This is a genomic window from Alteromonas sp. ABH4_454 (assembly GCF_056311775.1).
The window spans coordinates 4395898-4421047 of sequence record NZ_CM149972.1 but is presented as its reverse complement, the minus strand read 5'-3'; the positions used below and the strand labels follow the sequence as shown (position 1 = coordinate 4421047).

General features: G+C 44.5%; 17 protein-coding genes and 2 pseudogenes. 11 read left to right on the top strand and 8 right to left on the bottom strand.

The window, feature by feature from the left end; all coding sequences use genetic code 11:
* Positions 1–56: 56 nt before the first annotated feature.
* Positions 57–614 (bottom strand): YceB family lipoprotein, encoded by a 558-nt coding sequence (locus ACYX4W_RS19280; protein WP_476074238.1) that lies wholly within the window; start codon positions 612–614, stop codon positions 57–59.
* 227 nt (positions 615–841) lie between these two features.
* On the opposite strand from ACYX4W_RS19280, the gene ACYX4W_RS19275 reads away from it, so the two are divergent.
* A complete protein-coding gene (locus ACYX4W_RS19275) occupies positions 842–1132 on the top strand; it encodes a hypothetical protein (protein WP_476074237.1) in 291 nt (96 codons plus the stop codon).
* A gap of 129 nt (positions 1133–1261) precedes the next feature.
* Positions 1262–4417: a WD40/YVTN/BNR-like repeat-containing protein gene (locus ACYX4W_RS19270; protein ID WP_476074236.1), complete on the top strand. Its 3156-nt coding sequence runs from the start codon at positions 1262–1264 to the stop codon at positions 4415–4417.
* 74 nt (positions 4418–4491) lie between these two features.
* Here ACYX4W_RS19270 and ACYX4W_RS19265 read toward each other — a convergent pair whose 3' ends face one another.
* Genes ACYX4W_RS19265 through ACYX4W_RS19255 form a run of 3 tightly spaced genes read right to left on the bottom strand, consistent with a single transcriptional unit; the run spans position 4492 to position 7280 of the window.
* Positions 4492–5508 (bottom strand): ester cyclase, encoded by a 1017-nt coding sequence (locus tag ACYX4W_RS19265; protein WP_476074235.1) that lies wholly within the window; start codon positions 5506–5508, stop codon positions 4492–4494.
* Between the two features lie 11 nt (positions 5509–5519).
* Positions 5520–6524 (bottom strand): cupin domain-containing protein, encoded by a 1005-nt coding sequence (locus ACYX4W_RS19260; RefSeq protein WP_476074234.1) that lies wholly within the window; start codon positions 6522–6524, stop codon positions 5520–5522.
* 15 nt (positions 6525–6539) lie between these two features.
* Entirely contained in the window at positions 6540–7280 is a 741-nt protein-coding gene (locus ACYX4W_RS19255) for an SDR family NAD(P)-dependent oxidoreductase (protein WP_476074233.1), read from the bottom strand.
* A gap of 120 nt (positions 7281–7400) precedes the next feature.
* On the opposite strand from ACYX4W_RS19255, the gene hisD reads away from it, so the two are divergent.
* The 6 genes and pseudogenes from hisD (at position 7401) to ACYX4W_RS19225 (ending at position 14095) form a co-directional block, all read left to right on the top strand.
* Positions 7401–8678 (top strand): histidinol dehydrogenase, encoded by a 1278-nt coding sequence (hisD, locus tag ACYX4W_RS19250; RefSeq protein WP_039235455.1) that lies wholly within the window; start codon positions 7401–7403, stop codon positions 8676–8678.
* Positions 8679–9702: pseudogene (locus ACYX4W_RS19245) on the top strand (LacI family DNA-binding transcriptional regulator).
* Positions 9695–10402 carry an alpha/beta fold hydrolase gene (locus tag ACYX4W_RS19240; RefSeq protein ID WP_476074232.1) on the top strand — a complete coding sequence of 236 codons (708 nt, stop codon included), beginning with the start codon at positions 9695–9697 and terminating at the stop codon, positions 10400–10402. Before ACYX4W_RS19245 ends, ACYX4W_RS19240 begins: the two are co-directional and overlap by 8 nt.
* A complete protein-coding gene (locus ACYX4W_RS19235) occupies positions 10395–11141 on the top strand; it encodes an HpcH/HpaI aldolase family protein (protein ID WP_014980224.1) in 747 nt (248 codons plus the stop codon). Before ACYX4W_RS19240 ends, ACYX4W_RS19235 begins: the two co-directional genes overlap by 8 nt.
* Positions 11142–11730: 589 nt before the next feature.
* Positions 11731–12735 carry a reverse transcriptase domain-containing protein gene (locus ACYX4W_RS19230; RefSeq protein ID WP_476074231.1) on the top strand — a complete coding sequence of 335 codons (1005 nt, stop codon included), beginning with the start codon at positions 11731–11733 and terminating at the stop codon, positions 12733–12735.
* A gap of 4 nt (positions 12736–12739) precedes the next feature.
* Positions 12740–14095 carry an ATP-binding cassette domain-containing protein gene (locus ACYX4W_RS19225; RefSeq protein WP_476074230.1) on the top strand — a complete coding sequence of 452 codons (1356 nt, stop codon included), beginning with the start codon at positions 12740–12742 and terminating at the stop codon, positions 14093–14095.
* 284 nt (positions 14096–14379) lie between these two features.
* Here the strand turns inward: ACYX4W_RS19225 and ACYX4W_RS19220 are convergent, their stop codons facing one another.
* From ACYX4W_RS19220 to ACYX4W_RS19210, 3 genes are read right to left on the bottom strand one after another with little or no spacing between them, the layout of a single operon-like run.
* Positions 14380–15258, bottom strand: coding sequence for a nuclear transport factor 2 family protein (locus tag ACYX4W_RS19220; protein ID WP_476074229.1), 879 nt, complete (start codon positions 15256–15258; stop codon positions 14380–14382).
* A 2-nt stretch (positions 15259–15260) separates the two neighbouring features.
* Entirely contained in the window at positions 15261–16349 is a 1089-nt protein-coding gene (locus ACYX4W_RS19215; RefSeq protein WP_476074228.1) for a nuclear transport factor 2 family protein, read from the bottom strand.
* Between the two features lie 32 nt (positions 16350–16381).
* The gene (locus tag ACYX4W_RS19210; protein ID WP_014950641.1) at positions 16382–17995 is read right to left on the bottom strand and encodes a sodium:solute symporter family protein; all 1614 of its coding nucleotides are present in this window, start codon (positions 17993–17995) and stop codon (positions 16382–16384) included.
* A 132-nt stretch (positions 17996–18127) separates the two neighbouring features.
* Between ACYX4W_RS19210 and ACYX4W_RS19205 the strand changes: the two genes are divergently transcribed.
* The 3 genes from ACYX4W_RS19205 to ACYX4W_RS19195 all read left to right on the top strand — a co-directional run bounded on the left by ACYX4W_RS19205 (position 18128) and on the right by ACYX4W_RS19195 (position 22792).
* Positions 18128–19126: an ester cyclase gene (locus tag ACYX4W_RS19205; RefSeq protein WP_476074227.1), complete on the top strand. Its 999-nt coding sequence runs from the start codon at positions 18128–18130 to the stop codon at positions 19124–19126.
* Between the two features lie 546 nt (positions 19127–19672).
* Positions 19673–22081, top strand: coding sequence for a TonB-dependent receptor (locus ACYX4W_RS19200; protein WP_039235428.1), 2409 nt, complete (start codon positions 19673–19675; stop codon positions 22079–22081).
* A 183-nt stretch (positions 22082–22264) separates the two neighbouring features.
* On the top strand, positions 22265–22792 hold the full coding sequence (locus ACYX4W_RS19195) for an ester cyclase (protein ID WP_025256356.1): 528 nt from the start codon (positions 22265–22267) through the stop codon (positions 22790–22792).
* 56 nt (positions 22793–22848) lie between these two features.
* On the opposite strand, the pseudogene ACYX4W_RS19190 reads toward ACYX4W_RS19195, so the two are convergent.
* A pseudogene (locus ACYX4W_RS19190) lies at positions 22849–24973 on the bottom strand (TonB-dependent siderophore receptor).
* Between the last annotated feature and the right edge of the window lie 177 nt (positions 24974–25150).

Sequence of the window (25150 nt, the reverse complement as noted above, 5' to 3'; positions counted from 1 at the left end):
TACTTTCGTACCTTTAACAATTAGTAACCTCGACACTGCTTACGGAGTTTCAATGATTATTGTTTAGGTCGAAGTGCAAGCTTCCCTTGCTCAACGGTTAGCTGTAAGGGCACGGTTGAAAGCATGCTTACTGCTTTGTTTGCAGGGTCTAAGCGATAAACCGGGTTCGATGCTAAATAACCGTTGATAAGCTGCATAAATTCGCCGCTTACAGGTGCTAAGTTACCTTTAAAACCGCCTGCATCAATGGTGCTATCAAGTAGAGACAATGAGCGCACAAAAATCGCTTTTTCTTCACTGTCGTAATAAGGCGTGCCTTCTAAAGCAAGACTCACTTTTGCAGGGTAGTTCAACCCAAATGCACTAACACGCGCCGTGGCAATAGCGCCTAGCTGAACCACGTCTCTGCCGTCTGGGCCTATGGTTGCTGTCATATCTTCCACGTCTAAATAAAGAGGAATACCAGCGAGTGAAGTTTGTTTTTGCAGCTTACTCACTTGGCTATCAAGTACTTGTTCTAGCTCGGCATTAGAAACAGTATAAACCGCTAACTGAGAAAGGGTTGCACAGCCTGCAAGCGCAATAGCGAAAGCTATAGAAAGTAGAAATCTCATAAAAAAGTCTCTTTAGTAATTAGGTGTCGAATTACACAGCGTGAGCTACTAATGCTATCGCTGTAACAACAGAATGCATTCATTGTAAGGGCTGACGCAACAGATGAACAACGAAATCGTGTACGGGCTAAGACAACGGCTTATTCAGGCAATACGTTTCTTTGTTTAATCTAGATATTCATAACAAAGAAACACCAAGTCTGTAGTGATGACTTTAAGGAAGTGCCATGAAAAAACAGCTATATATGAATTCCAATGATACTGCAGAGCCTAAGAAAAAAAATGATGGTAGCAGTGACTTTGACAGAGAGACTATCCAATCAACCAAGGATGCTCTGAATGAATCGATGGTGCTAACAGATAGCGAAGTAGAAACCTACCTTAAGTGGCTAAGCGGTTATCCAATGGAAAGCCGAGGCGAAGGAGTCTCTATTACCATCGAGTTTTTACCCGGCTTTGGTGAGCGTATAGTCGCTAAGCTTTCCAACAGCGAGTGTGTGTTGAGGGATTATTTTTAGAGTTATATTCCGTCACATATCACCAACTAACAGTTTTGCCCACTACAAAAACTTTTGCCATAACGTCTGTAACAAAGCAGTATAAGAAACTCTTCTTATTCAAAATAAAAACACGACAAGGCACTATCTATGGTTTCACAGAGACTGGTTTCTCGGAAAATGGTGGCCGCTTTTGCTATTTGCGTAAGCGCACTTTCTAGTTTCTCGCATTCTGCATTCGCACTTGAAGATACGGTTAACCCCGAACTTTTCGATAAAATGGAGTATCGCTTTATTGGGCCTTATCGCGGTGGGCGCTCTGTGGCGGTTACTGGGGTTGAAGGTAATACCAATCTTTATTTTATGGGCACCGCAGGTGGCGGTGTTTGGAAAACCGAAAACGCGGGTTTATCGTGGAAAGCCATATCCGATAAAACATTTAAGGTAGGCAGCATAGGTTCTATCGCTGTTGCGCCTTCAGATCCAAACGTTATTTATGTAGGTACGGGTGAAGGCCCTATTCGAGGCGTAACCACTAGTCACGGAAAAGGTGTTTATAAATCTACTGATGGCGGTGAAAGCTGGAAACTGGTGGGTTTAGAACAACGTGGTCAAATACCAAAAATTCGCATACACCCCACTAACCCTGATATAGCCTGGGCAGCGGTACAAGGTAATATTTGGGGGCCCAATGAAGAACGCGGTATATTCAAAACGATAGACGGCGGTAAAACATGGCAGCATGTATTGAAAGTTAATGCTGATACGGGCGCTGCCGACTTAGCTATCGACCCTACTAACCCGAGAATTCTCTATGCCAGCATGTGGCATCACGGCAGAACGCCTTGGTTTATTAAATCGGGCGGTGAGGGCGGTGGCCTTTATAAGTCAACAGACGGCGGCGAAAGCTGGGACAAGCTAGAAAAAGGGTTACCTAAGCTTATCGGTAAAGTGGGTGTTGATATTGCCGCGTCTAATCCAAAGCGCCTCTACGCCATTATCGAGGCTGAAGAAGGCGGTCTATATCGCAGTGACAATGCGGGCAAGTCTTGGTCGTTAATGAATGGCGACAATATCCTTAAAGCTCGCGCATGGTACTACAACCACATCAAAGTCGACCCAAATGACGAAAATACCCTGTATGTGATGAATGTGCAGCTGCATAAATCCATTGATGGCGGTAAAACCTTCGAAATCAAATCTTTGCCCCACGGTGATACCCACGATATGTGGATAAACCCGGAAAACAGCTTAAATATGATTAACGCTAACGACGGTGGCGCAACCGTTACCTTCGACGGCGGTGAATCCTGGTCAAGCATTTACAATCAGCCAACGGCGCAGTTTTACCGCGTTATTACTGACAACTTAAACCCTTACTATGTTTATGGCGGGCAGCAAGATAACACAACCATGGCAACCCCGTCTGAAACTTGGGGTGACGGTGTAGGAATTGAAGATCAATTTGCTGTGGGTGGTGGTGAAAGCGCGCATATTGCGTTCAACCCTGACGATCCAACCCTTATTTACGCCACTACCATCAACGGTACATTAACCGAATACAACCGCGATACTGGGCTAACGCGGCCCATCATGCCTTACCCTGAATATGTGTTTGGCAGAAATGCACGTGACCAAAAGTACCGCACCAACTGGAATGCCCCAGTGGTAGTGTCAAAGCATGATCCTGACACCGTGTACTATGGCACGCAGATGATCTTAAAAACAACAGATCGCGGTGTGAACTGGCAGGAAATAAGCCCGGATTTGACTCGAAATGAGCCTGAAAAGCAAGGGCTGAACGGCGGGCCGATCACCAATGAACAAGCTGGTGCTGAATACTACAATACGGTTTTCTATATTGCAGAATCAGCGGTTAACAAAGGTGAACTCTGGGTGGGGGCCGATGACGGCAAGCTACATATTACCCGCGATGAGGGTGAAAACTGGAAAGATATTACTCCTCACAAAAAAGAAGCGCAGGTCAATGCCATAGAACTTAGCCCTCACGCACAAGGCCGAGCTTATGTGGCAGTTGCGGGTTATAAATTAAATGACTATACGCCTTATATTTACAAAACCGACAACTACGGCAAGCGCTGGAAGCGTATTGATGAAGGCCTACCAGAGGACGCCTTTGTTCGCGTAGTGCGCGAAGATACAGAGCGCGAAGGTATGCTGTTCGCGGGTACAGAAAGCGGCATGTTTATTAGTTTCGACGACGGTAAACACTGGCAAGAACTAGACTTAAACCTGCCGCCTGTGGCAATTACCGATATGCAGGTTAAAGGTGATGATCTCGTTGTAGCAACCCAAGGACGAGGCTTTTGGATATTAGACGACATTAGCCCGCTACGTGAAGTGCATAAGTCGTTAGATAACGAAGCACTGTTTCAGTTTGAACCCATAGATGGTATTCGCTTGCTATCTGGCGGTGGCATGACTGACCAGCCTCAAGCGAAGAATCCACCGCGTGGCGCTACCTTCCGTTATTACCTGAAAGACGCACTAGAAGAAGAGCAAACGCTGCGCATCGATATATTTAATGCCGATAACGAGCTGGTTCGCACACTGTCATCTGCACCCAGTGCATTTGAAAAATGCGCGAAGGGTAACGAAGACGTTCGTAGCCCTATCAAATTTATACACCCTGCATCAAAAGCAGGTTACAACGAATTTGTATGGGACCTTCGACGTGAGCCGTTGAACTGTATTGAGAACGTAAAACTGTTTGGTGGTTGGAAAGGCGCCCGTGTTATGCCTGGAGACTACAAAGCGAAAATCACAGTAGGTGAACTTGCACAAACTCGCGCGTTTAAAGTACTTCCAGACCCAAGAGAAGAAGCAGATAAAGCGCAGCTTCAAGTAGTTGAAAAGAGCATTCAGGCTACAGAAACCTTATTGAATGATTTGTTTGCACACCTGCAAAAAGCCCGTGATGTTAGAGCGCAATTAAACGGTGTGTCTGAAGATAACGTTATGCTGGCAAGCGATGTGTCGGCTTCAATCGAGCGCATTGTTAGTGCAATCGACGACTGGGAAGCGTTGGTCATTCAGCCAAAACATCAAACTTTCGAAGACGACATTAACTGGCCGAATATGCTCGACAGACAAGTTCGCTTTTTAATGGATAACTTCGACAGAACCGGTGCGCCTGCACAAGCTGGTGCACTAAAACGGTTAGAAGACTTAGAGGATAAGTGGCAGCAATACAAAGTGCAGCTAGAAACCTTGTTTGGCGAAGAAGTGAAACCATTGAACGAAAAGCTCTCAAAGCAAGGCGCGTTTGATTTAGAGAGTTTATAGGATTGAGGTAACACCATAAAAAAGCCCCGTATTACTTAGTAGTAATACGGGGCAAAAAGCATCTTTAACGGGAGTTATCGATACTTGTTACGGGTCAACTGTTTAACTCGGGCGAATACATCAACACCAAGCTGACGGTAAACGTGAAGTAAGTCTATTAGCACCCAGTTCTCGCGTATCATGCCGTTCTCATTGCGCCAAAAATCTAAGCTGCGCATAGTGATGGGCTTATCGTTTGGCACAATGCCAAGCCAGCCATCGCCTGAAATGGTCATGCTCATGCCAGGCCAGCCAGTGAACCCCACATAATTATTTTCGGAGAACAAATGGCCGTTTGCGGGGTCGCCCACGCGGTTAGGCATACCGTTTAAAAACGCTTCCTGATGGGTATTGCGAAAGCCTTGAATACCGCGCCCTGTACCAATACCAGATGGGCCATACCAGTTTGATTTAGGATGCCAGTATTTGTCTAGGTTCATGGCAGCAACACCGCCTTCGGCGAATTTCCCTAAACTATTTAGCATATCAAGTACAAGCTGATGGCTCTGTGCGGTAAGCGACTTGTCTTCTTCAAACAAGTGTATTCCGTCTTGGGTTGTTGGCCCTGGCACATGCCACTCGGTACCTAAGCTTGGACTAAACGGCCAGCACTTTGCCTGCATCATGACTTCAGGCAAGTCCCAAATGGCTTGAACTTCCACTATGGTGTCGCCTTCAAAACGATAAAATTCATGAAAGCGCATATGAATTTGATCGCCAGTCGCAGGGATGTCTAACCAAGGCTTTTCAAGACGCCCAGTGTAATAACCACAGCAACCTAACCAGCGCAATTGTTTGTCGTCCTCGCCAACCATAATTATGGTATCGCGGCGCTCAAGATCGGGGACAGACTCCAGCAGTGGCGCATACACCTTATCTAGCATTTCGCGGTGGCCTGTCATGTCATCAAAAGGCACACAAAACTTAATGGCGGCATCCCGTGAAAAGAGGGTATCGCCCAGTGCTTTTAGCTTTTCGAGGTTAAAGTCGTACTGTGCTTCTCGAAAAGGAAGAAACGCTTTTTTCAATGCTATATTTGAAAAAGTAGACATCGCATTTGCCTCTAATCAATAAATTCTGGGGCTTTGGCTGTGTCACCACGTCGGGTCACATAAATTAATGCTTCCTCATCACCTTGCTGGGCAAAACTGCGGGCTGCGCCAATAGGTGTGGTAAATGTATCGCCTTTATTAAGAATGAGCGCTTCGCCGTCAACAAGCATTTTGATGCTACCGTCTTGTACATATACTACTTCTTCGTCGAAGCGTTTATGCGTAGTAATGAAAGCTCCCGGCTTGAATTTAAGGGCGCGAACGCAGAATCCATGAGACCAGTTTAGCTTTGTTTCACCAAGCTTTTCATCGGCACTTGCAGGGCCGATAAGCGGCGCTTCTAATACGTCGGTTCCTTGAGTTAATGCCGTATTGTTGCTAAACGGGAAATCAGCTAAACGCACCACGCACTGCTCTAACGCTTCATCATCAATTACGCGGTGTTGCGCTATTTGTTCTGCCGATGTTTTTGGCATAGGCGCAACGCCTTCAGGAATTTTTTGTCCCAGAGTAGTATCAACTAAACCACCGTTTTCGAGCAAGACAAGCCCGTAGTCGCTGGCCATATCAAAAACTTGAGGAGCCCAAAGTACACGACCTGGATCGTCTTGTCCCAATACTGCGTAAAGGTATCCCGTGCCGTCGCCTACATTTTCAAAACCGCGAAACAAATCCATAGGAATAGAAATAATGTCGCCTTCTTCCATACGCACTACGGCATCGTTGCCTTCAACACCCGTAGTAAAGTGCCAGCTACCTTGAGACACAACAAATACCTCTTCGGTTAGGTGGCTATGCTGCGAGTTAAGGCAGCCGGGAGGCTGACGAGCTCCGCCAATGTTAAAGCCGTGCGGAATAGCAATGTGAACATGTTGGTCAGGGTTTTCGGCGACACCTGGACCAATTATGGTGAAGTTCTCTTTTTGATCACTGCCTGGCGAGCGCGTATCGATAAACGCGTTGCGGCATGGGATTAATTCTTCATAGCGGACTAAACGCTCGGATAATACTGACACAGTGATACCTCGTATTTAATGGGCGGTCCAACCGCCATCGACTTTAAGACAACTACCCGTGGTGGTCATAGACAATTCACTAAGTAGAAATATGCACGCGTTAGCAACGTCTTCGACGCTGCCTAAGCGTTGTAAGGGAATGTTGTTCATCACCATTTCAGCAAACGCTGGCTCTTCAAGCATGGGCTCAGTCATTGGTGTTTTAATAAATGTTGGCGCTACGCTATTGACGCGAATATTATTCGGCGCCAGTTCCACAGCCATGGCTTTCGTTAAGCCTTCAATTGCGTGTTTACTTAAGCAATAAAGCGTGCGGCCAGGAGAGCCGACAAAGCCCATTTGCGATGACATGTGAACAATAGATGGTGCCTGACTTTTAAGCATTGGCGTAATGGCCGCCTGCGCAACTTTGTATGCTGAGCGAATATTTAAATTCAAAATATCGTCAATATTTTCATCGCTCTGTTCTTGCATTGGCGCAACACGGTTCGTTCCGGCGTTATTGATTAACCCATGGAGGAGGGGAAGTGCTTGGATCTTCTCATAAAGCGCCTTTTCTTGAACATCTCCCACCCAAAAGCTTAGCCGTTCTGAACTCTCGTTCTTAAGCGCCACAAGGTCACTTTCGGTACGCGCCACAGCAATAACATTTGCACCACATGCGTCAGCCAATAAAGCACATGCTTTACCAATGCCTTTACCCGCACCTGTAACCAAAATTGTCTTGTCTTTTAATAGGTCATGAGAGAAAGCCACATGTCACCTCAAAATAATAATTGCATTCGAAGTCATTCTTATGTAATTTTTGGTGAAGATCAAGATAAATATTTGTTCGATTAATGTAACATCTCATTCACCTTTGTAGAGGAATAGACCGTGATCAAGTACTTGAAGCAAGGCAAGCAGGCTGAAGAAAAAGCAATTGATAATCAGAAAGTTAAAGAGATTGTTGAAAATATAATTAGCGATATTGAAAAACGCGGAGACGAAGCTGTTTCGCAATATTCTGGTCAGTTTGACAAATGGACTCCGGAGTCTTTTAGGTTGAGTCGTGAAGAAATAGACGCATGTTATGAGCAGTTAACCGAACAAGAGATTAGCGATATCAAATGGGCGCAGGAACAAGTTCGAAACTTTGCGACCATTCAGCGTGAGTCAATGAAAGACGTTGAAGTTGAAACGCTGCCCGGTGTAGTGCTTGGCCACAAAAATATTCCGGTAGATAGTGTGGGTTGTTATGTACCCGGTGGTAAGTATCCGCTGGTGGCTTCAGCACACATGAGCATTGTTACGGCAAAGGTGGCTGGTGTGAAACGGGTTATTGCTGCTACTCCTCCGTTTCAGGGTAAACCCGCACCAGCGGTAATTGTAGCCATGGACTTAGCCGGTGCTGATGAAATATATACCTTTGGTGGTGTGCAGGCGATTGCCGCTATGGCTGTGGGCACTGATACTATTGAACCGGTAAGTATGATTGTTGGGCCGGGCAATGCCTTTGTGGCCGAAGCAAAACGCCAATTGTTCGGGCGCATCGGTATTGATCTTTTTGCGGGTCCAACAGAAACGTTAGTTATTGCTGACGACAGTGTTGATGGCGAATTATGTGCGGCGGATTTGCTAGGGCAGGCTGAGCATGGGCTTAATTCTCCAGCCGTGTTGCTTACCAACAGCGAGCAACTGGGTAAAGATACTATGGCCGAAGTAGAGCGCCAGTTAACTATTTTACCTACTGCAGATGTGGCCTCTGTCGCATGGCGAGATTACGGTGAAGTCATTGTATGCGACACCTATGATGAAATGTTAGAGGTCGCTAACGACCTAGCATTTGAGCACGTTCAAATTATGACGAAAGACGTGCCGTACTTTCAAAAGAACATGCGTAACTTCGGTGCACTGTTTTTAGGCCCTGAAACCAATGTGTCTTACGGCGACAAATGTATTGGTACAAACCACACTCTACCCACGAAGGGCGCAGGTCGTTATACTGGAGGTCTATGGGTTGGTAAATTCTTAAAAACCTGTACATACCAGCGTGTTACGGAAGAAGCCTCAGTGATGGTTGGCGAGTATTGTTCACGTTTATGTGCAATTGAAGGTTTTGCAGGTCACAAAGAACAGGCTGACATTCGATTACGTCGTTACGGAAAAAAATAATTGAATAAAAAAAATAGGGTGACGTCATATGACGTTGCCCATGCAGCAGGAGTCTCTCAGTCGGCAGTGTCGCGGGTATATCGCCCGGGCGTTAGCGTATCTAAGAAAACCCGTGAAAAAGTGCTAAAAGCCGCAGAAGAGTTAGGCTACAAACCTAACGCCATTGCACGCATGTTGATAAACCAAAGCACGGGCATGATTGCGGTAATTATTTCATCGCGAGCTAATGTGAACTTCCCCGAAGTGTTGGCACAGCTAAATAAACACATCGCTGAGAAAAACAAGCGGGTGCTGTTATTCACACTTGATGACGCAGAACAGCTAGAAACGGTTATTGAGCAAATATTAGCGTACCAGGTCGACGGCGTAGTTGCGCTTACAGCGCACTTCGAACCCGACAGTGTCACGCAGTTTGCTAAACACAATATTCCAGTGGTGTTGTATAACCGTGAGCTTCCTGATCACAGTGTAAGCTCGGTATGTTGTAACCATGACCAAGGCCTTCGCATGTTGGTGGATATTCTAGTTAACCATCATCACCAGCACTTCTTAATTATGGCTGGCCCAAAAGATTCTGATGTGGCCCGCGCAAGGTTAAGTGGAGCAAGGAATGCCTTATTATCTCATGGGTTTACCGACACCAACGTGGTTTATGGCGACTACAGCTATGACTCGGCGAGAGAGTGCTTAAGTGCTTATGCCGAGAAAAATGCGCTTCCTACTGCAATTATTTGTGCCAACGACACAATGGCAATTGGTGCCATTGACGAAATACGGGAAAACCTGAATTTGCGGGTACCTGAAGATATTTCAGTTGTTGGGTTTGATGGTATCAGTGCTTCTTCGTGGCACAGCTACCAGTCTGACTACCGTAAGTCAGCCAACCTATTTTATGACAAAAGCAGCAGTAGAAACCCTGGTTAACTTAATTGAGAGCCCTGATATACCGCCAGAGACACGTTACTGGCCGGGCAAGCTCATTGAAGGAAACTCAGTGGCCGCTGCGCCAAGAGATAATGAGTAAACTATTATTTATACCCGGAACCCTTTGTAACGGAAACGTTTTTACCAACCAAATAACGACCTTAACCAATGCTGGTCATCAGTGCATTACCTTAGAGTATGACCAGCATGACAACCTGAGCGATCTTGCCAGTCACGCGTTACGCCTTTTTGATGAAGGCGAGCCATTCAGCATTTGCGCCTTTTCAATGGGCGGTATGGTGGCGTTTGAACTTTTAGCGCGCGTTCCCGAGCAAATTGAAAAAATAGCATTGCTAGACAGCAATGCGCATGCAGACAAACCCCAAGGGCGATCAGCCAGAAGCGAGCATTTAAACTATGCCGTTTCGCATGGCCTAGACACGCTTATTCACGATAAATTTAGCGCCGTCTATCTGCATAAGCCCAATGAAGCTTTAATGAATTTAATTGCTCAGATGGCGCAGGATACAGGAATAGAGCGCTATAAAGCCCAGCTCGAAATTCTTGCAACACGCCCGGATGCTAGCGAACTGTTAGCTAATTGCGCACATCCAATGCTGATAATTGGCGGTTGCAAGGATGTGCTTTGTCCGCCTTCAGAACAGCAAAGAATTCATAACCTGGCAGCGAATAGTGAATTGGTGCTGATTGAAGACGCGGGGCATTTCGCAATGCTTGAGCAAAGCGCAAAAGTGAACCTGCATTTGTATAACTTTTTCGGAGGTGCAGCACATGCTTAAACAAGCGCTTAAAAACAAGCAAAGCCTTTTGGGTACGTTCATAAAAACGCCTCACTACAATGTAATTGAAGTATTGGCGCACGCTAGCATGGACGTATTGTGTTTAGATGCTGAGCATGCACCATTTTCAAGACAGGATTTAGACACCTGTATTCTTGCGGCTAGGGCAGGGAACATGCCTGTTCTAGTAAGAACACCAAACGATGCCCCAGAAACACTGCTAAATGTGCTGGATATGGGCGCAGACGGTGTAGTTGTGCCACATGTGAAAACGGCGGAACAGCTAAGTGCTATCGTCAGGCATTGCCACTACGGTGCAGGTGGAAGAGGCTATGCAGGTTCAAGCCGGTTTGCAGGCTACACAACAAAGCCATTAAGTGAAAACTTAGAAGCGGGCAAAAAGGTTAGTATTGTTGCCCAGCTTGAAGATTTAGACGCAATCGACAACATAGAAGCCATTGCACACGTTGACGGTGTCGATTGCTTGTTTATAGGTCGAATGGATTTAACCGTAGCACTTGGCGAAACCAGTGCAGACGCCCCAAAAGTTAAACAAGCGGTTGAACACTTAGTTGAAGTAAGCCACAAGGCAGGAAAGGCAACGGGCATGTTCGTGGGTAATTTAGGAGAGCTCGCCTACTGGAAAGAAAAAGGCGTTTCTCTGTTCTTATTAGGTTCTGACCACGGTTTTATGTTAAGTGGCGCCAAAGCACTGCGAGAGACGTTTGATAAGGCGTAAAAAGACGGAGTTATACTTTTTTTTTGATTGGGGCAGCCTTTTGGCTGCCTTTTTTATGGCATGTCGTGTTTACTTATCTAGGCATGCACCAGCAACATTTATGTTAGAAAACGATTCAGTTATCTGGTACGTATATGTGATGTTTTGTCTGACGGCTTAAGCTCAACGCATATTTATATGCATGTCAGTCAGGAAGAAATACACTTGGTTCATCAGCGGATGCATCGTTTGGAATGACATCTAGGGTTAAAAGTTACTAGCTAAACGGAGCTCAAGAGGGGTAGCAGAGCTGTTCTTTTTAGCTTCAAACCGGCTCGTGAGATTTGAAAAAAACAACTCAAAACCATATACTAAGTTCATACCTCGTGACTAGAAGTAACTTCAGTCAAAAAATTCGAGGTCACTACCGGCTATGATTCAGTTACTCTTCACTGGGGTGATTTAAATGTTTTTAAGTTACCTCAGTGTTAAGTAGTAAACCTCATGAATCAAACTAACGTTTATTCGAGATTTGGCGAGGCGATCCGCTCCCTTCTCCTTTATCATGGCTTAAAGATGGTTTGATTGCTCTTCAGGACTGCTTATCGCAATGAAAACAAACACAAACGAAAGCTATAGGACGTTTCAAGAAGTGTTTGTTTCCAATTTTCATAACTCTCTCTTGTTTGATGACTTTCTTAACCTTTCCGTCGATAACAATATTGCAGTTACCCAGGTAAAAGAGCGCGAGATTGTTCAACCATCTAAACGACTCAAACGTATACTCCATTTTTTGGCAAAAAACGTGTTTGACTATGGAAATATTGCTAATGAAGTGGTTTTTTCATATCGAAAGGGCGTAAATGTTCGTGATGCAGTATTACCTCACTCTAAGAACAGATTTTTCTTTCAGACGGATATAGCTAATTTCTTTGGCAGTATAACAAAACCCCTAGTGAGTAAGTCGATACGTAACGGGTTAGGGAGTGTTCCCATTGCAGATATCCATGAATACGCAGACGTCATTTTAAATATTGTCTCATATAAAAATTGCCTTCCATTGGGGTTTCCTACGTCTCCCGCCATCAGCAATATGTGCCTGTTAAATTTTGATAAAGAGTTATTAATACAATCGAATGAATTAGATGTTAGTTACACTAGGTATGCTGATGACATCATTTTGTCTGCGAACAATGATGAGGTTTTAAGAATGCTTGCAGCTAGGGTTGGTGGGCTGTTGCAAGAGTTCCTCGGTGCGGAAATCAAGCTAAATGAAGCCAAAACGCGTTACCTACAGCAAGGACAGAAGGTAAAACTGCTAGGACTAGTAGTTTTACCCAATGGACAGATTTCGATTGATAGAGCCGATAAGATTGAAATTGAAACATTGCTTCATCACTACTTAACCAACGACGACAAGTTCTTAGGCTACGGAGTAGTACTCAAAAACAAAAGAGCTAAGAATAATAAGGTTCTTACTCGCGAAAATGTTATCTCGATGTTGTCTGGACGCTTAATTGGAGCAAATGCAATGGCTCCAGAGTATCTATTGAAACTACGCCAGAAGTACGGCAACACGATCATAGAAATGTTTTTGCATAAGTCGGCAAAGTAACAAAATGCTACTCTCAGTCTTAATAGAGAACGTACAACATATACAGCACTGTTTTTTTGAAGTCGATCTTTCGCTAAATCAACTTCAATGTTTGGTGGGTAAGAACGGGTGCGGTAAAACTACTCTCGTTAGAGCAATTCGTAACCTACCTATCAACGATACATTCCAACAGACAGGCGCTCCTTACATATTTGATGAATCAAGTCATATTTCCTACAAAGTAGGAAATAAGACATATAGTTTTTTGTTCAACAAAAAACTGAAAGCGATCGACTCTAAGCAGCTTATTGACAAAGACATAAGGCAATTGTTTGGTGTTGAGCTCCCAATCCCACATGGGAAACGCTTTAGTCACTTTCAGGAGCTTGTTAAGTACGACTCGGATATTCGCTCAAAAATGGCAAATGGTGATTTTGAAGAACCAGAAGAGCTTATTCAATTTCTCAATCGAGTATATGGCGATGATCGATTCAACAATCTCAAAAAAGTCAGCATCAAAAGCAAAACTTTTTACGCCATTTTGCGAGATCCAGTAGAACGTTTTTATATCAGAGAAGACTACCTCAGCTCTGGAGAGTATTTCTTAATAAACTTGTACAGATACATTCAAGAAAAGCGTAAATGCATCGTTATAGATGAAATTGATATTGCACTTGACGCATCAGCGCAAGTCAAACTTATCGAAGAGCTCAGGAGGCTATGCGAGCTTTATGAGGTAAATGTTATATTCACGACCCATTCTCTCGCCTTAATGGAGACGCTCCACGAGGGGGAGTTGCACTATATGGAAAACTTAGCGGGGAAAGTTTCTACAAGGGAGATATCACACAATTATGCAAAGAGCATTTTGTTTGGATTTCACAAGAACTGGGATCGCTATATTCTTGCAGAAGATGAGTTATCAGCAAATTTCATAAAGTATCTTATCCATAGAACGGGCGAGCAGATTTTTTCCAAATACATCGTGATTCATTTCGGTGGGGCTCAAAATACAGTTGATATACGACATAGAAACGAGGCTCAGGAGTTTTTTTCTAGTCCTGAAAATGTCTTATGTGCGTTAGACGGCGATCAACTGAATGTCGGTAATCTCGTGGATTTAAAAAATGTACTATTTTTGCCTTACCAAGATTTAGAGCATGAGCTCGGACTTTATTGGGATGCTCATCATGACGAAATTTATGATAAAGAATTAAATGTTAGAGGGAATTCTCCAAAAAAACGGGGAAAATCTCTACTGAAACAATATGCGCATAATAAGCTTAAAACAGAGTTTGAAGTGTTTGAGTTTCTAATTACTCACTCTCCTGATGGTATCGACGAATATCAAACAAAACTTATAGAGTTTTTGTCCAGATAACCGCTATTTCACGTAGTTGCTCAGAAGATTTGGTCAGTTGTTTTTACATATACATCGCTAGCAAATTACACTCCTAGAGTCCGAATAATTTATCTGTAACGGATTTTTACCAACTAGTTAAAAAAGCTCACTATTCCGTGAAAAGGCTCAGAAAAAACAAACTAACCTCCCAACCACCACTAATAGAAAGCCAAAAAAAACGCCTCTACACACGGAGAGGCGCAAAATTCTAACGTATCAAATTTTAGTGACTGGAAGCTGATACGTTAGCTTAAAAAGGGTGGTTAGAAGGGAAGGGGAGCACCAAAGCGTTTTTCAAACGCGATAGAATCAACTACCCAGTACTCAGTAGTAATCTTATTCTCGTTAAACGTAAGCATGGTTGCTATGGGCAGGCGCACGCGTATTAGGCCGTTATCAGTCTTCAGGTCTGCATCTATTCGCCATCTGACTAGCGCGTTACTTTCATCCGCTATTACTTGTTCCAGCTGACAGTAGCGGCGGTGTAATTTGCTTTCAAGTAAAGTCAGCCAAGACGAGACAGAAGGAAAACCTTCTTTGTTTAACATTTGGCTATTTACGCTAATATGGGTAGCGTCACTGTATAGCTCTTTGATACCTGCCGTGTCGAAGCCTTGCCACACTTGCCACCATTGCGATAGTAGCGCCTTGCTTTTATCGCTAGTGTTACTTGCAACCACATCGTTAATGCCCGCATGGGTTGTCTTAAGATGAAGTTGAGGGTCAAACTCGCTCAACTGTAATGGGTCTGGCTCGGGCCAAAAAGGTAGCGACATCGAGTTGTCATCGCCAGAGGCTTCTTTTGTATTGTAGCGCCTCGCAAGCGAAGCACTGTCTACCCATTGAAGCAATTGCTTGATAGCGCCATTGCGATGTTCGCATTGTGCAATAAAGTAGGTGCTGGTCGATGCTGATGAAAGACAAAATACACCTGCTTCAACATCACCACTTTGCACCTTCGCGCATAACTCAACGGTCTCAAAATGCGTTGTAATATCAAGCCAATTAGCCATTAAACCCCGTTGCTGAATTGGCCCGTAGTGCAGCCTTTCTCCTAAAAGCCAGCGGCTTGAATGAAGCAAGGCAGCGGTAAGTGATTGTGTGTCTTGTTTTTCTAGCAACTGCTGAATTGTGCTTAACATGCTTATGCCTCCGTCGCTTGTGGTAGTTTGCGCATAAGGTTTGCTAATGCCGCTACTTCGTCAAACACCGTAAATTCCTTGGCTATAACACCGTCTTCAATCTCAAAGTGAGTTGCCCCTAAAATATAATGGGGTTGCTGATTAAACTGCGCATATTTGCTTTGTGTTGCATTGTAATGACCCGCCAAGCCCCATCTAAGCGCAATGTTCACGCGATTGTCGTCGTAATGGGTAACGCAAATATGATCCACTACCATGTTGGCGTCTGGGCAACTGGCCAGGTACTTAATGAACATGCCGCCAATAGCTGCATTGCCAGTGGCTTGGCGTCCGCCCGGCCACTGCACTGACGCATTGGGTCTGTAAAAGTCAGACAGCTTATTGAACATGCGCTTATTGAAGATTTGGTCGGCCCATGATTTGGCAAAGTCGCCCCACGGCTTGTCTTGCTCTGGCAATGCTTCCCAGCGCGACGCCTCGTTAGCACATGTTCGCGCGTACTCTTCATTTAGCCATTGGGTAAACGTGCTCGAAACAGGAAACTTGGCTTGAAACGCTGCAGCATCGTCTAGCTCAATACCAAGCTGAGCGATAAGAAAGCTATTGTCTCGCATTAGCCATTCGTAAAAAATCTTATTGTCTCTGCACATGCAGTCTGCAATGGTGGTGACACGCCCGGTTTTGCCTGTTGGCGCGCCAAATTCAGAGGGGCCTTTATTGGTCATAATACTGGTGATACGGTGCGACGAATAATACACCTCGTTGGCTTCTTCACGGTAAATAACGTCTTCACCTATAAGCGACCTGTCAGGGAAGGCGGCAATGGTTTTTAACGTGTTTTGAACTACCACATCAACACTGTCGGCATAACCGCCAAGCGTATGTACTGGGCAGTAGTCAGCATAATAATCGTAGCAAGCACCAATGTTTTTCTGCTCCCAAATACGATGGGTTATGCGCAAAATATAGTCTGCTAAGTCGACAAACTCTTCATCGAAACCCGCCAAGGTTTGCGTTTTACTTCGTGCAGGGTCCAGCATGTCATGCAGAGGCTGCCAATACACCGTTTTTGCTATGGATGTTTCGCTCATAGAATCTCCCTCAAAAGCGCTGAGTTTGGCTTTTAAAACATAAATTGAATTGAAAATAAGAACACGAGTGTGAGTAAGAAGAACCCAAACAATATGTAGTTGATTGGGTCTACGCGGCCGGGTACGCGATACCATCCTTGCTCTTTCTCATCGAGACCTTCGCGCGCGAAGTGTTGCTGCTGCCCTTTAATGGTATAAGCGTTGTATTCGGTTTGAACGCCATCAATAAGGCGACTAGCAATCATAGACACCACAATATTAGCGCTTGCACCTATGATGCAGTACCAGGGCCACGCAATATCTGTATTCAAGGCCACCAAGGTCACAACAATAAAGCCGCTCAATGTGCCAATGATCAGGCCATTTTCGGTTGTCTGCTTAGAAAAGAACCCTAAGAAGAACATGCCCATTTGCGCACCTACAAAATAGGAGCCTACTTTAGACAAAATTTCTAAAATTGAGCCTTCGCTGAATAGGTGGTAGCCAATTGCTGGAAAAATAATAAGTACGGCGAAGAACAAGGTAAAAATACGCGAAGCCTTAAGGTAATGGGCATCTGACGCGTCTTTCTTGAAGTATTTAATGTAGAAATCGATAGTTGCCACTGTCGATAGCGAGTTAAATGAGGAATCTAGGCTAGACATGGATGCGGCCATAACCGCGGCTGCAATAATGCCCATTAAACCCGGCAAGCCGTAATCGGTTGCGAACTGCAAAATAATTGTGTTGCTGTTTTCGAAGGTTTTGCCTTGATAAAAATCGTAAAACAACACGCCAAGTACAATGAAGAAGAAGTAGATGAAGAACGCGCAGAAACCCATTAATAAATAAGATTTTTTGGCGTCACCAATATTCTTGGCAGCCAGCGTTCGCTGCACCATCATTTGGTTGGTGCCGTAAACGGTGATGTGGTACAGCGTCATAGCAATAATGCCGCTCCACACTGTAGTTTCTTCAGTAAAGTCGAAGTCCCAATTAAGTGGGTTTAATTTACCCTGAGCTTTAAGCTCGCTCATTGATGAAGATAGCGTAGTGTCGCCGCTTTCAAGCAGGGCGTACATAATAATGCCCGCGCCCACAAATAAGATCACTGACTGAATAACGTCAGTCCAAATTACGGCAGTAATGCCGCCCATCATGGTGTAGATAAGCGCTATGGCAGTAACTATAACTATAGACCACACTACAGGTACGCCAGTAATGAACGACAAAACAAGAGAGGTAGCATAAAGAATAGCTGCTGAGCTCATGATTTGGCTTAGCATAAAAATGCTGGATACCATGGCGCGGGCACGCTTGCCGAAACGCCGTTCTTGGTAATCGTAAATGGACGCGACACCCGCGTTATAGAAGAATGGGAAAAAGAATATGATTACAGCCATGATGACGAGAGGGTAGTTCAAATGAAGTGCTATAACGGATAGCCCCTCTGAATAAGCCCAGGCTGGTGCCCCAAGAAACGTCATAGCGCTAACGTAAGTGGCAATAACCGAAATACCTATTGCCCACCACGGAGTTTGTTTTTGACCGAGATAAAAATCGTCGGAATTTTTTATATTTTTACCAATCACCAAACCCAGCAACAGGTTCGCAATGATGTACCCGCCTAAGATAGACCAGTTTAAAACGCCAAAATTTTCAGTCATATTCTTTACTCTGCCTGCTTAATAAGCGCGCTTTCTATTTACAATAATATTCAACCTAATACATAATGACTTCGAAGTCATTAATTATTTCAGGCCAGTATTAACAATTTTTTAAACAAAGAGGCGTAAGTCATGAGTTTTAATAGCGAAAAAGCCGTTGTCAGATCCTATCAAGCCGCTTTTGACAAAGGTGAGGCAAGTGATGTTAAAGGCGTAGTGAAATCGTATGTTGATGAAAATGCAAAGATTTATGCCTGCTATCCGTTTGATAAATGTTCGACTCCAGCAGAATTAGTGAAAGAGTTGTGGGAGCCGTTAAAACAGAGTTTTACGCGTATGAAGCGCCGTGAGGACGTATTCATGGCGGGAGATAACAGCGCCGGCGAAGGCAAGTGGGTTATGTCGATGGGTCACTTTGCTGGACTGTTCGACAAGCCGTTTCTTGGTATTAGAAGTACGGGGAAACTGGCTTTTTTACGGTATGCCGAGTTTTTTGAAGTACGTGAAAATAAGATAGTTAGCCACGCTATTTTCTTCGACTTAATTGCACTAATGCAGCAAGTTGGGCTTAATCCTTTGCCCGTAGAAACAGGCCATACGTTTGTTTATCCAGGGCCATGTGATCACAACGGTTTACTGTTTGAAGAGCAAGATCCTAAGGAGTCTAAAAAGACCATTGAGCTGGTTGAGGAAATGGTAAAAGACCTAGATTCTTTAAATAAATCGGGTAACGACAACTGTCCTCCAGAGCTTCTCGCCAAATGCTGGAGCGAAGATATGGTGTGGTACGGGCCAGCGGGAATAGGGGCTACATACACCATCGAGCGTTACCAGCAGCAACATCAATTTCCTTTTCGTAAAGGTTTGAAAGATAAAGTTTTTAATGGTCATGTGGCGCGCTTTAGTGAAGGCAGTTTTGCCTGTTTCTTTGGTTGGCCGAACCTATCGAATACCGCAGGCGGCGGCTTGTTCGGCATGCCGGCGTCGGGTATACGTGCTGACATGCGAGTGGTTGATGTGTACTATCGCAAAGGGGATAAATTACTGGAAAACTGGGTGCTGATGGATGTGCCTTATTGGTTAAAACAACAAGGGTTAGATATCTTATCGCGCACTACCACCTACAGTTAAGCTAACAACATTAAAGGCTTTATACCTGAAATAGGTGTACTGACTGACGTCATTTTCCCATGAAGCTACCTAGCAAAACGTCCGTTTTTGCTAGGTGGGCTTTCTGATAAGCCAAACTATCTTAAGTGCACTTTCTTATCTATTTCCACTAATGCTTAACTCATGCATCAGCATTCGGTTTCTATATTTTAAAGTGCCATTTTTCTATGCAGATCCTACCAGTCATTTTTGACTTGAAGTCTTAATATATACTTCGGAATCTTATTTTTATTGTCATTGATAAAGCCCTTTATTGGTTAATAAAGTTATTAAATACATGAGCTTATTTGTTTTTGGTATATTTAAACAAAAAATTAAAATTCATGAATTAACAATCTTTGAACATTTTTATTGACTTCGAAGTAAATTGGGTTGTATGTTTGTTTAGACCAAGAATTAAACAACCTAGTATGATGTTGTCACAGGCAGGGTCATCAAAGGCTTGATAAACGCAGGGCACTAACAGGTTACTGCAGATAAGGTTTTATTAATCCGGGAACTATCACGATGAAGCAAGACCAACGAAAGTACCATACAACATACCTCTCCCGCGCTATTCAAAGTGCACTTCTAATCAGCGTTAGTTTTTGCGCTAGCGCCCAACAAGAAACCCCTGACAGCGAAGCTAAAGCAGCGGGTGTTGAACGTATTGAAGTAACAGCAAACCGACAATCTCAAGATTTGCAGGAAGTATCGTCTTCTGTGAGCGCGTTAGGTGCAGATGATATTTTGCGTAACGGCATTGAAAATATTAGTGGTCTTGAAAACGTTGTTCCCGGATTAAGAATAGGCAGCTCGGGTGGTGAAGTTCGTCCCGCTATGCGTGGTGCTCGTACCAACGAAGTCGGCGTGGCCGGTACAGGTATTGCTGAACAAGTTGTTGGTATTTTCCAGGATGGTATTTATGTGCCAACGACCACCGGTGGCTTAGGGGCTTACGTTGATATTGAGCGCATTGAAGTACTGCGCGGGCCGCAGGGAACATTGTATGGAAGAAATACATTTGCAGGTAGTATCAACGTTATTTCAAAGCAGCCTGAACTTGGCTATACCAGTGGTTCTGTGAAACTTACTCATGGTAGCTATGACCGTTCGGCCTATGAAGCTATTTTAAACCTGCCGCTAAGTGATAAGGCCGCTACGCGCTTTGTCATGAGCCACGACCGTCATGACGGCATGATCGAAAACCATTTCTTGCCGGGCTCGTCAGACGATTTACGCGAAAAGAATCAATTCTACTTACGTAACACGACTAAATACGAATTCTCAGACGATGTTACTGCATTGCTTCGCCTTGATTACAGTAAGAAAGACGCAAACTCAGAAGCGATTTGGGGTTACCAACAAATTGCGGGTTATCAAATTTCTGAAACCTCGCCGGGGTCGGGCGTTTACAACCCTGTTGCTACGGTAACGCCTGGCCACATTTATCAGCCAGCTGATGCTGAGCGAGATGATGAAGGCCCATACGATGTATACAGAAATGCGGTGTCTTTCGATAACCAAGAAGCGTGGTCGGCAACCTTGACGCTAGACTGGGCGATGGACTGGGCAAATGCAAAGTGGACCACCAATTATTCTGAACTGTCAGGCGAGCAATTCTACGATAACGACTACAGTGATGGTGGCTTAGACTTTGTTGGTGGCTTTGGACGTCAGGACGATCAAAAAGCGTTTTCTACCGAACTACAGTTGTCGTCTGTCGAAAGCGATAGCCCGTTTTCTTGGATAGCAGGCGTTTATTTGTTCTCGCAAGAAGCGGATTGGGAATGGCTGTGGCGTGAGGATACAACCGGTAACGGTGAGCCAGATTCTATTACGGTTCCTTCGTGGGGAAATCCAAATCACGACCCGCATGAAGTCGACTCTGTAGCAGTATTTGGCCAAGCTCGTTATCAACTTAACGACAGCAACCGCTTGTTGGTTGGCCTTCGCTACAACAAAGACGAGAAGACATTTACAGGCGATTCAATTCCCGATTGGGACGACTCAGCGGTATTGTGGAAGTTAGCTTACGAGCTAGATGTTGCAAAAGACATGATGGTCTATGCCAGTGCAGCAACAGGTTATCGTACTGGTGGTGCTAACGACGCGAGGGTGGTAGCGCGTGGTGCCGATCCGCTATACGACAATGAAGAAGTTATTTCTTACGAAATTGGCTTGAAGAGCTTTTTATTCGATAACACCGTTCGGTTTAACGTTTCTGCTTTTGCAAACCAATACGATGACGTGAAAGCGCAGCTGTTTGCAGTTTCGTGTAACGACACAACAACTGACTTAACCGTGGCACAGTGCGTTTCTACTGGCGTTAGTACAACCTTTGAATACTATGAAAATGGTGGTCAGGTTGACACCTACGGGTTAGAAGCTGATTTGGAATGGCGCCCACTAAGCGAGTTAACGTTAAATGCAACCTTGGCACTTCTTAATGCCGAGTTCGCTGACGACTTTGCTGTAGGTAATTCTCAACTTCAGCCTCTACTTGGGTTAGGCAATGTTGATGGCCGTCAGGATATAAACGATCCAAATAGCCAGTTTAGCTTTGCGGGTTACTCTCCAGCTATGTCGCCAGATTATACGCTGGGCCTAAGCGCAAGGTATGAGTACTCATTGCCAAATGGCGGTTACTTAACGCCTTATCTTCATGTGAACTTTGTTGACGATCACTACGCGTTTGATATCAATATTCCTGAAACAAAAGTAGATGCTCACGCCATGGTAACGGCTCGCATTTCTTGGGAAGTAAATGAAAACTTAAACGTCGATTTCTTTGCAAATAACCTGACAGATGAAGAAGTGCTTACTCGTGCAGTGGTTCAGTCTCAAGTGCTTAATGGGCTGCCTATCAACTCCATTCAGGCAAACTGGAATAACCCGCGTACATACGGCGTAAGCTTACAGTACAAGTTCGACTAACACGTGTAGCGCAGTGCGCTATTTTAAACGCTGAACAAACTGGGCAATCACTAGGGTGATGAGCCCAGTTTTGGTTCTTAGCGCTAAATCTCTACTTTACGCTCTGTTTCAAAAACCTATATATGCACTTTTTAAACAGAGCTTCTAACATGCAGTACTCAACACTTTCTTGGGAGATATGAGATGAAAGGTTCACGTCCAGAACAAGGCATTCTTACAAAAGACAACGACTTGTCAAAAACGCAAGAAACCATTGATACCATTGACGCTATGGTCGATGGATTAAATGATCATGATATCGACAATATGGGCCGTTTCTTCAGTGAGAACTTTCGCTGGATGGGCAATGCAGGTTGCGGCTTCAAACAAGGGTTAAAAGAGTTTCAAGACAACTGGCAGCGACCGTTTCAGGCTGCGTTTTCTGATAAAGTTTGTATAGATGAAGCTCGCGTCACACAAGGTGAGTGGTGCGCTGCGTTTGGTCGCCAAGAAGCGGTTCACACTGGGACTTTTATGGGAATAGAGCCTACTGGTAAAAAAGTCGAAATTCGCTATATGGATTTCTGGAAAGTGGTAGACGGTAAAATTGTAGATAACTGGGTTAACGTTGACTTCCCCTACATTATGCAGCAGCTAGGTGTAGATCCGTTCAACGGGCACGGGTGGGAAAACCGTGACTCAGGGAAAATGCCAGTGCAAAACGGCGAATAGAAATGTATACCCAACAAGCCGGAACATCGAAGCCACCGGCTTGTTTGATTTTATTACTAGAACTGGTACTTAACGCTCACCGTATAGTTAGTTAGTGAGCCCGGCATGGTCCAAAGCTGATGGTATGAGTTCTCAAAATAATCTCTGTCGAACAGATTATTCACGTCAAATCTCATAGAAAGCGCATCGCTGATATTCACTGACCCTGCTAAGTTCACAAGGGTATAAGACGGCAAAATGAATGTTGGATCGGTGGTTTGTCCTAAGCGATCGCCCACGTAACGCATGGTCACACCAAAGAACGCTTCTTTTTCAAATACGCTGGTGAAATGGTTAAGCGAGATATACCCCGAATGCTTGGCAATATTGATTAAGCGCGACCCTTTAGGAATAGGCACGCCCCAATCCAAGTTATTGACTTCGTTTGCGGTTTTAGCATCTATGTACGCGTAGGCCATATCAAGGCGAATGTCTGAAGTAAGGTCAGTCGTTAACTGAAATTCTACCCCTTGGCTTTCAACTTCACCGAGTGTAGCTGAAAAGCCAGTGTTAGGTTCAGCGGTAAGCATGTTGGTCTTTTCAGCATCAAAAATAGCGACGCTACCAGAAAACATATCAGCAATGTTTTCCCACTTAGCTCCTACCTCAAAAGAGGTGGTCTCTTCAGGGTCAAACGCGTTGCGGTCAGAGTCAAGTCCGGGGTTGGGTCTGAAACCTTCTGCATAGCTAGTGTAAAGGCTTACAGAATCATTGATTTCATACACGAAGCCAAAGCGCGGTGTCACTTCCGTTTGGTCTTGTTCTTGCCCTTCATTGCTTAACTTATTAAGAATGTCTTGCTCGAATTTGTCCACGCGAAAGCCAACTAAAAGCTTGGTTGCTTCGCTAAGTTCTATAACATCTTGTGCGTAGAAACCTAACCCTTTTTGCTTTTCAGCCGTGAGTGTAGTGGGCGTAACGTCAGGTCTGAAAATAGTGTAGTCTGGATTTTCAGGGTTGATGCTGTAAGTGGTATCACCCGCACCCCACGCAGTGCGCCAACGACGATAGTCTGTGTCGATGTGGTAGTTGTAATAGTCCAAACCAAACAAGACGTTATTTACGAAGCCTGCCACGTCTACCACGCCACTTAATTCAAAGCGTAGTGATAAGTCTTGCGCTTGATAGTCACGGGTTCTGCGTTGCCTTGAAAGTATAGATGGGTCGGTATACAAAAGCTGACGACCTTCTGACAGTTCAGTATCTGAAGACTGCCCTTCAAAAGAAGAGTCTCTGTAGGCGAAGCCACTGAGTAAATGCCAGTTGTGATTCAACTCGTGATTTAACACTAAGCTGATGTCCGAAGGCTTTAACTTCATGGGCTCCGTCTCTAACATCACCATAAAAGTCTTCGGCATCTACGGCGTCAAAGTCGTTATTTAATATGAACACACCGCGATCAAGCGGCTTTTCCTGATCCAATATTTCCATCTGGTAGCTTAAGCTGGTGTGATCAGAAATGTTCCAAATAAATGAAGGGTTAAGGTTCAAATTCTTGAAAAACACGTTATCGCGATAAGTATCAGAGTCTTCGTATGAACCGTTAACGCGATACGCCATGTCTGAATTAATGCCGTTCGTGTAATCGAACTCTACTTGTTTTTTATCAAAATTACCTACCGTGCCTTGAATGTAGCCTTGCTCTTCAAACTGAGGTTTTTTGGTAATAACGTTAATGGTACCGCCAGGTTCCCCTTGACCATATAAGGCTGATCCCGGACCCTTCATTACTTCTATGGTTTGAACGTTAACCGTGCTTCTATTACCGCTATAGCCACGCACGTTGAAGCCGTTTATTAAATAACCCGATGGGTTATTTTCATCGCCAGAAAAACCTCGGATCGCAAAGCTATCGAACATGCCGCCAGAGTTGTTTTGTCTAACAATGGTGGGCGCAAAATCTAGCGCATCGATGAAGCGCGTGATCCCTTCATTCGCTAAGGTATCAGCAGTAATTCGGTCGATTGCTTGTGGGGTGTCGATTAGCGGTACATTACCACGGTATGGCTGAAAGTGTCTTTTTACCTCAATGTGTTCAAGTTCATCATGAGCACCTTGAAGGGAGCTTTCATCACTTTGCGCAGCGGCGCTTACTGATAATGCAACTAAAGAAAATATAAACGGTGTTTTAAGATCAAGCATAAGCAAGGTATTACGTGTCTTTGGCAGGTTTTTCAGAGGTCGCGAATGTTATGTTATCTCGTTTCTTTCCGCAAGAGGGCTTAGGAACCAAAAGGTGAGATTAATGATTCTTGAAGACTAATTGCATATCGGGCGCTTCATTCGGAAGGTGAAAACGCGCAAAGCGTTATTACAAAG

Coding starts and splice junctions, on each gene's coding strand:
- ACYX4W_RS19280 (WP_476074238.1), bottom strand. CDS start 614: ATGAGATTTCTACTTTCTATAGCTTTCGCTATTGCGCTTGCAGGCTGT.
- ACYX4W_RS19275 (WP_476074237.1), top strand. CDS start 842: ATGAAAAAACAGCTATATATGAATTCCAATGATACTGCAGAGCCTAAG.
- ACYX4W_RS19270 (WP_476074236.1), top strand. CDS start 1,262: ATGGTTTCACAGAGACTGGTTTCTCGGAAAATGGTGGCCGCTTTTGCT.
- ACYX4W_RS19265 (WP_476074235.1), bottom strand. CDS start 5,508: ATGTCTACTTTTTCAAATATAGCATTGAAAAAAGCGTTTCTTCCTTTT.
- ACYX4W_RS19240 (WP_476074232.1), top strand. CDS start 9,695: ATGAGTAAACTATTATTTATACCCGGAACCCTTTGTAACGGAAACGTT.
- ACYX4W_RS19235 (WP_014980224.1), top strand. CDS start 10,395: ATGCTTAAACAAGCGCTTAAAAACAAGCAAAGCCTTTTGGGTACGTTC.
- ACYX4W_RS19230 (WP_476074231.1), top strand. CDS start 11,731: ATGAAAACAAACACAAACGAAAGCTATAGGACGTTTCAAGAAGTGTTT.
- ACYX4W_RS19225 (WP_476074230.1), top strand. CDS start 12,740: ATGCTACTCTCAGTCTTAATAGAGAACGTACAACATATACAGCACTGT.
- ACYX4W_RS19220 (WP_476074229.1), bottom strand. CDS start 15,258: ATGTTAAGCACAATTCAGCAGTTGCTAGAAAAACAAGACACACAATCA.
- ACYX4W_RS19215 (WP_476074228.1), bottom strand. CDS start 16,349: ATGAGCGAAACATCCATAGCAAAAACGGTGTATTGGCAGCCTCTGCAT.
- ACYX4W_RS19210 (WP_014950641.1), bottom strand. CDS start 17,995: ATGACTGAAAATTTTGGCGTTTTAAACTGGTCTATCTTAGGCGGGTAC.
- ACYX4W_RS19205 (WP_476074227.1), top strand. CDS start 18,128: ATGAGTTTTAATAGCGAAAAAGCCGTTGTCAGATCCTATCAAGCCGCT.
- ACYX4W_RS19200 (WP_039235428.1), top strand. CDS start 19,673: ATGAAGCAAGACCAACGAAAGTACCATACAACATACCTCTCCCGCGCT.
- ACYX4W_RS19195 (WP_025256356.1), top strand. CDS start 22,265: ATGAAAGGTTCACGTCCAGAACAAGGCATTCTTACAAAAGACAACGAC.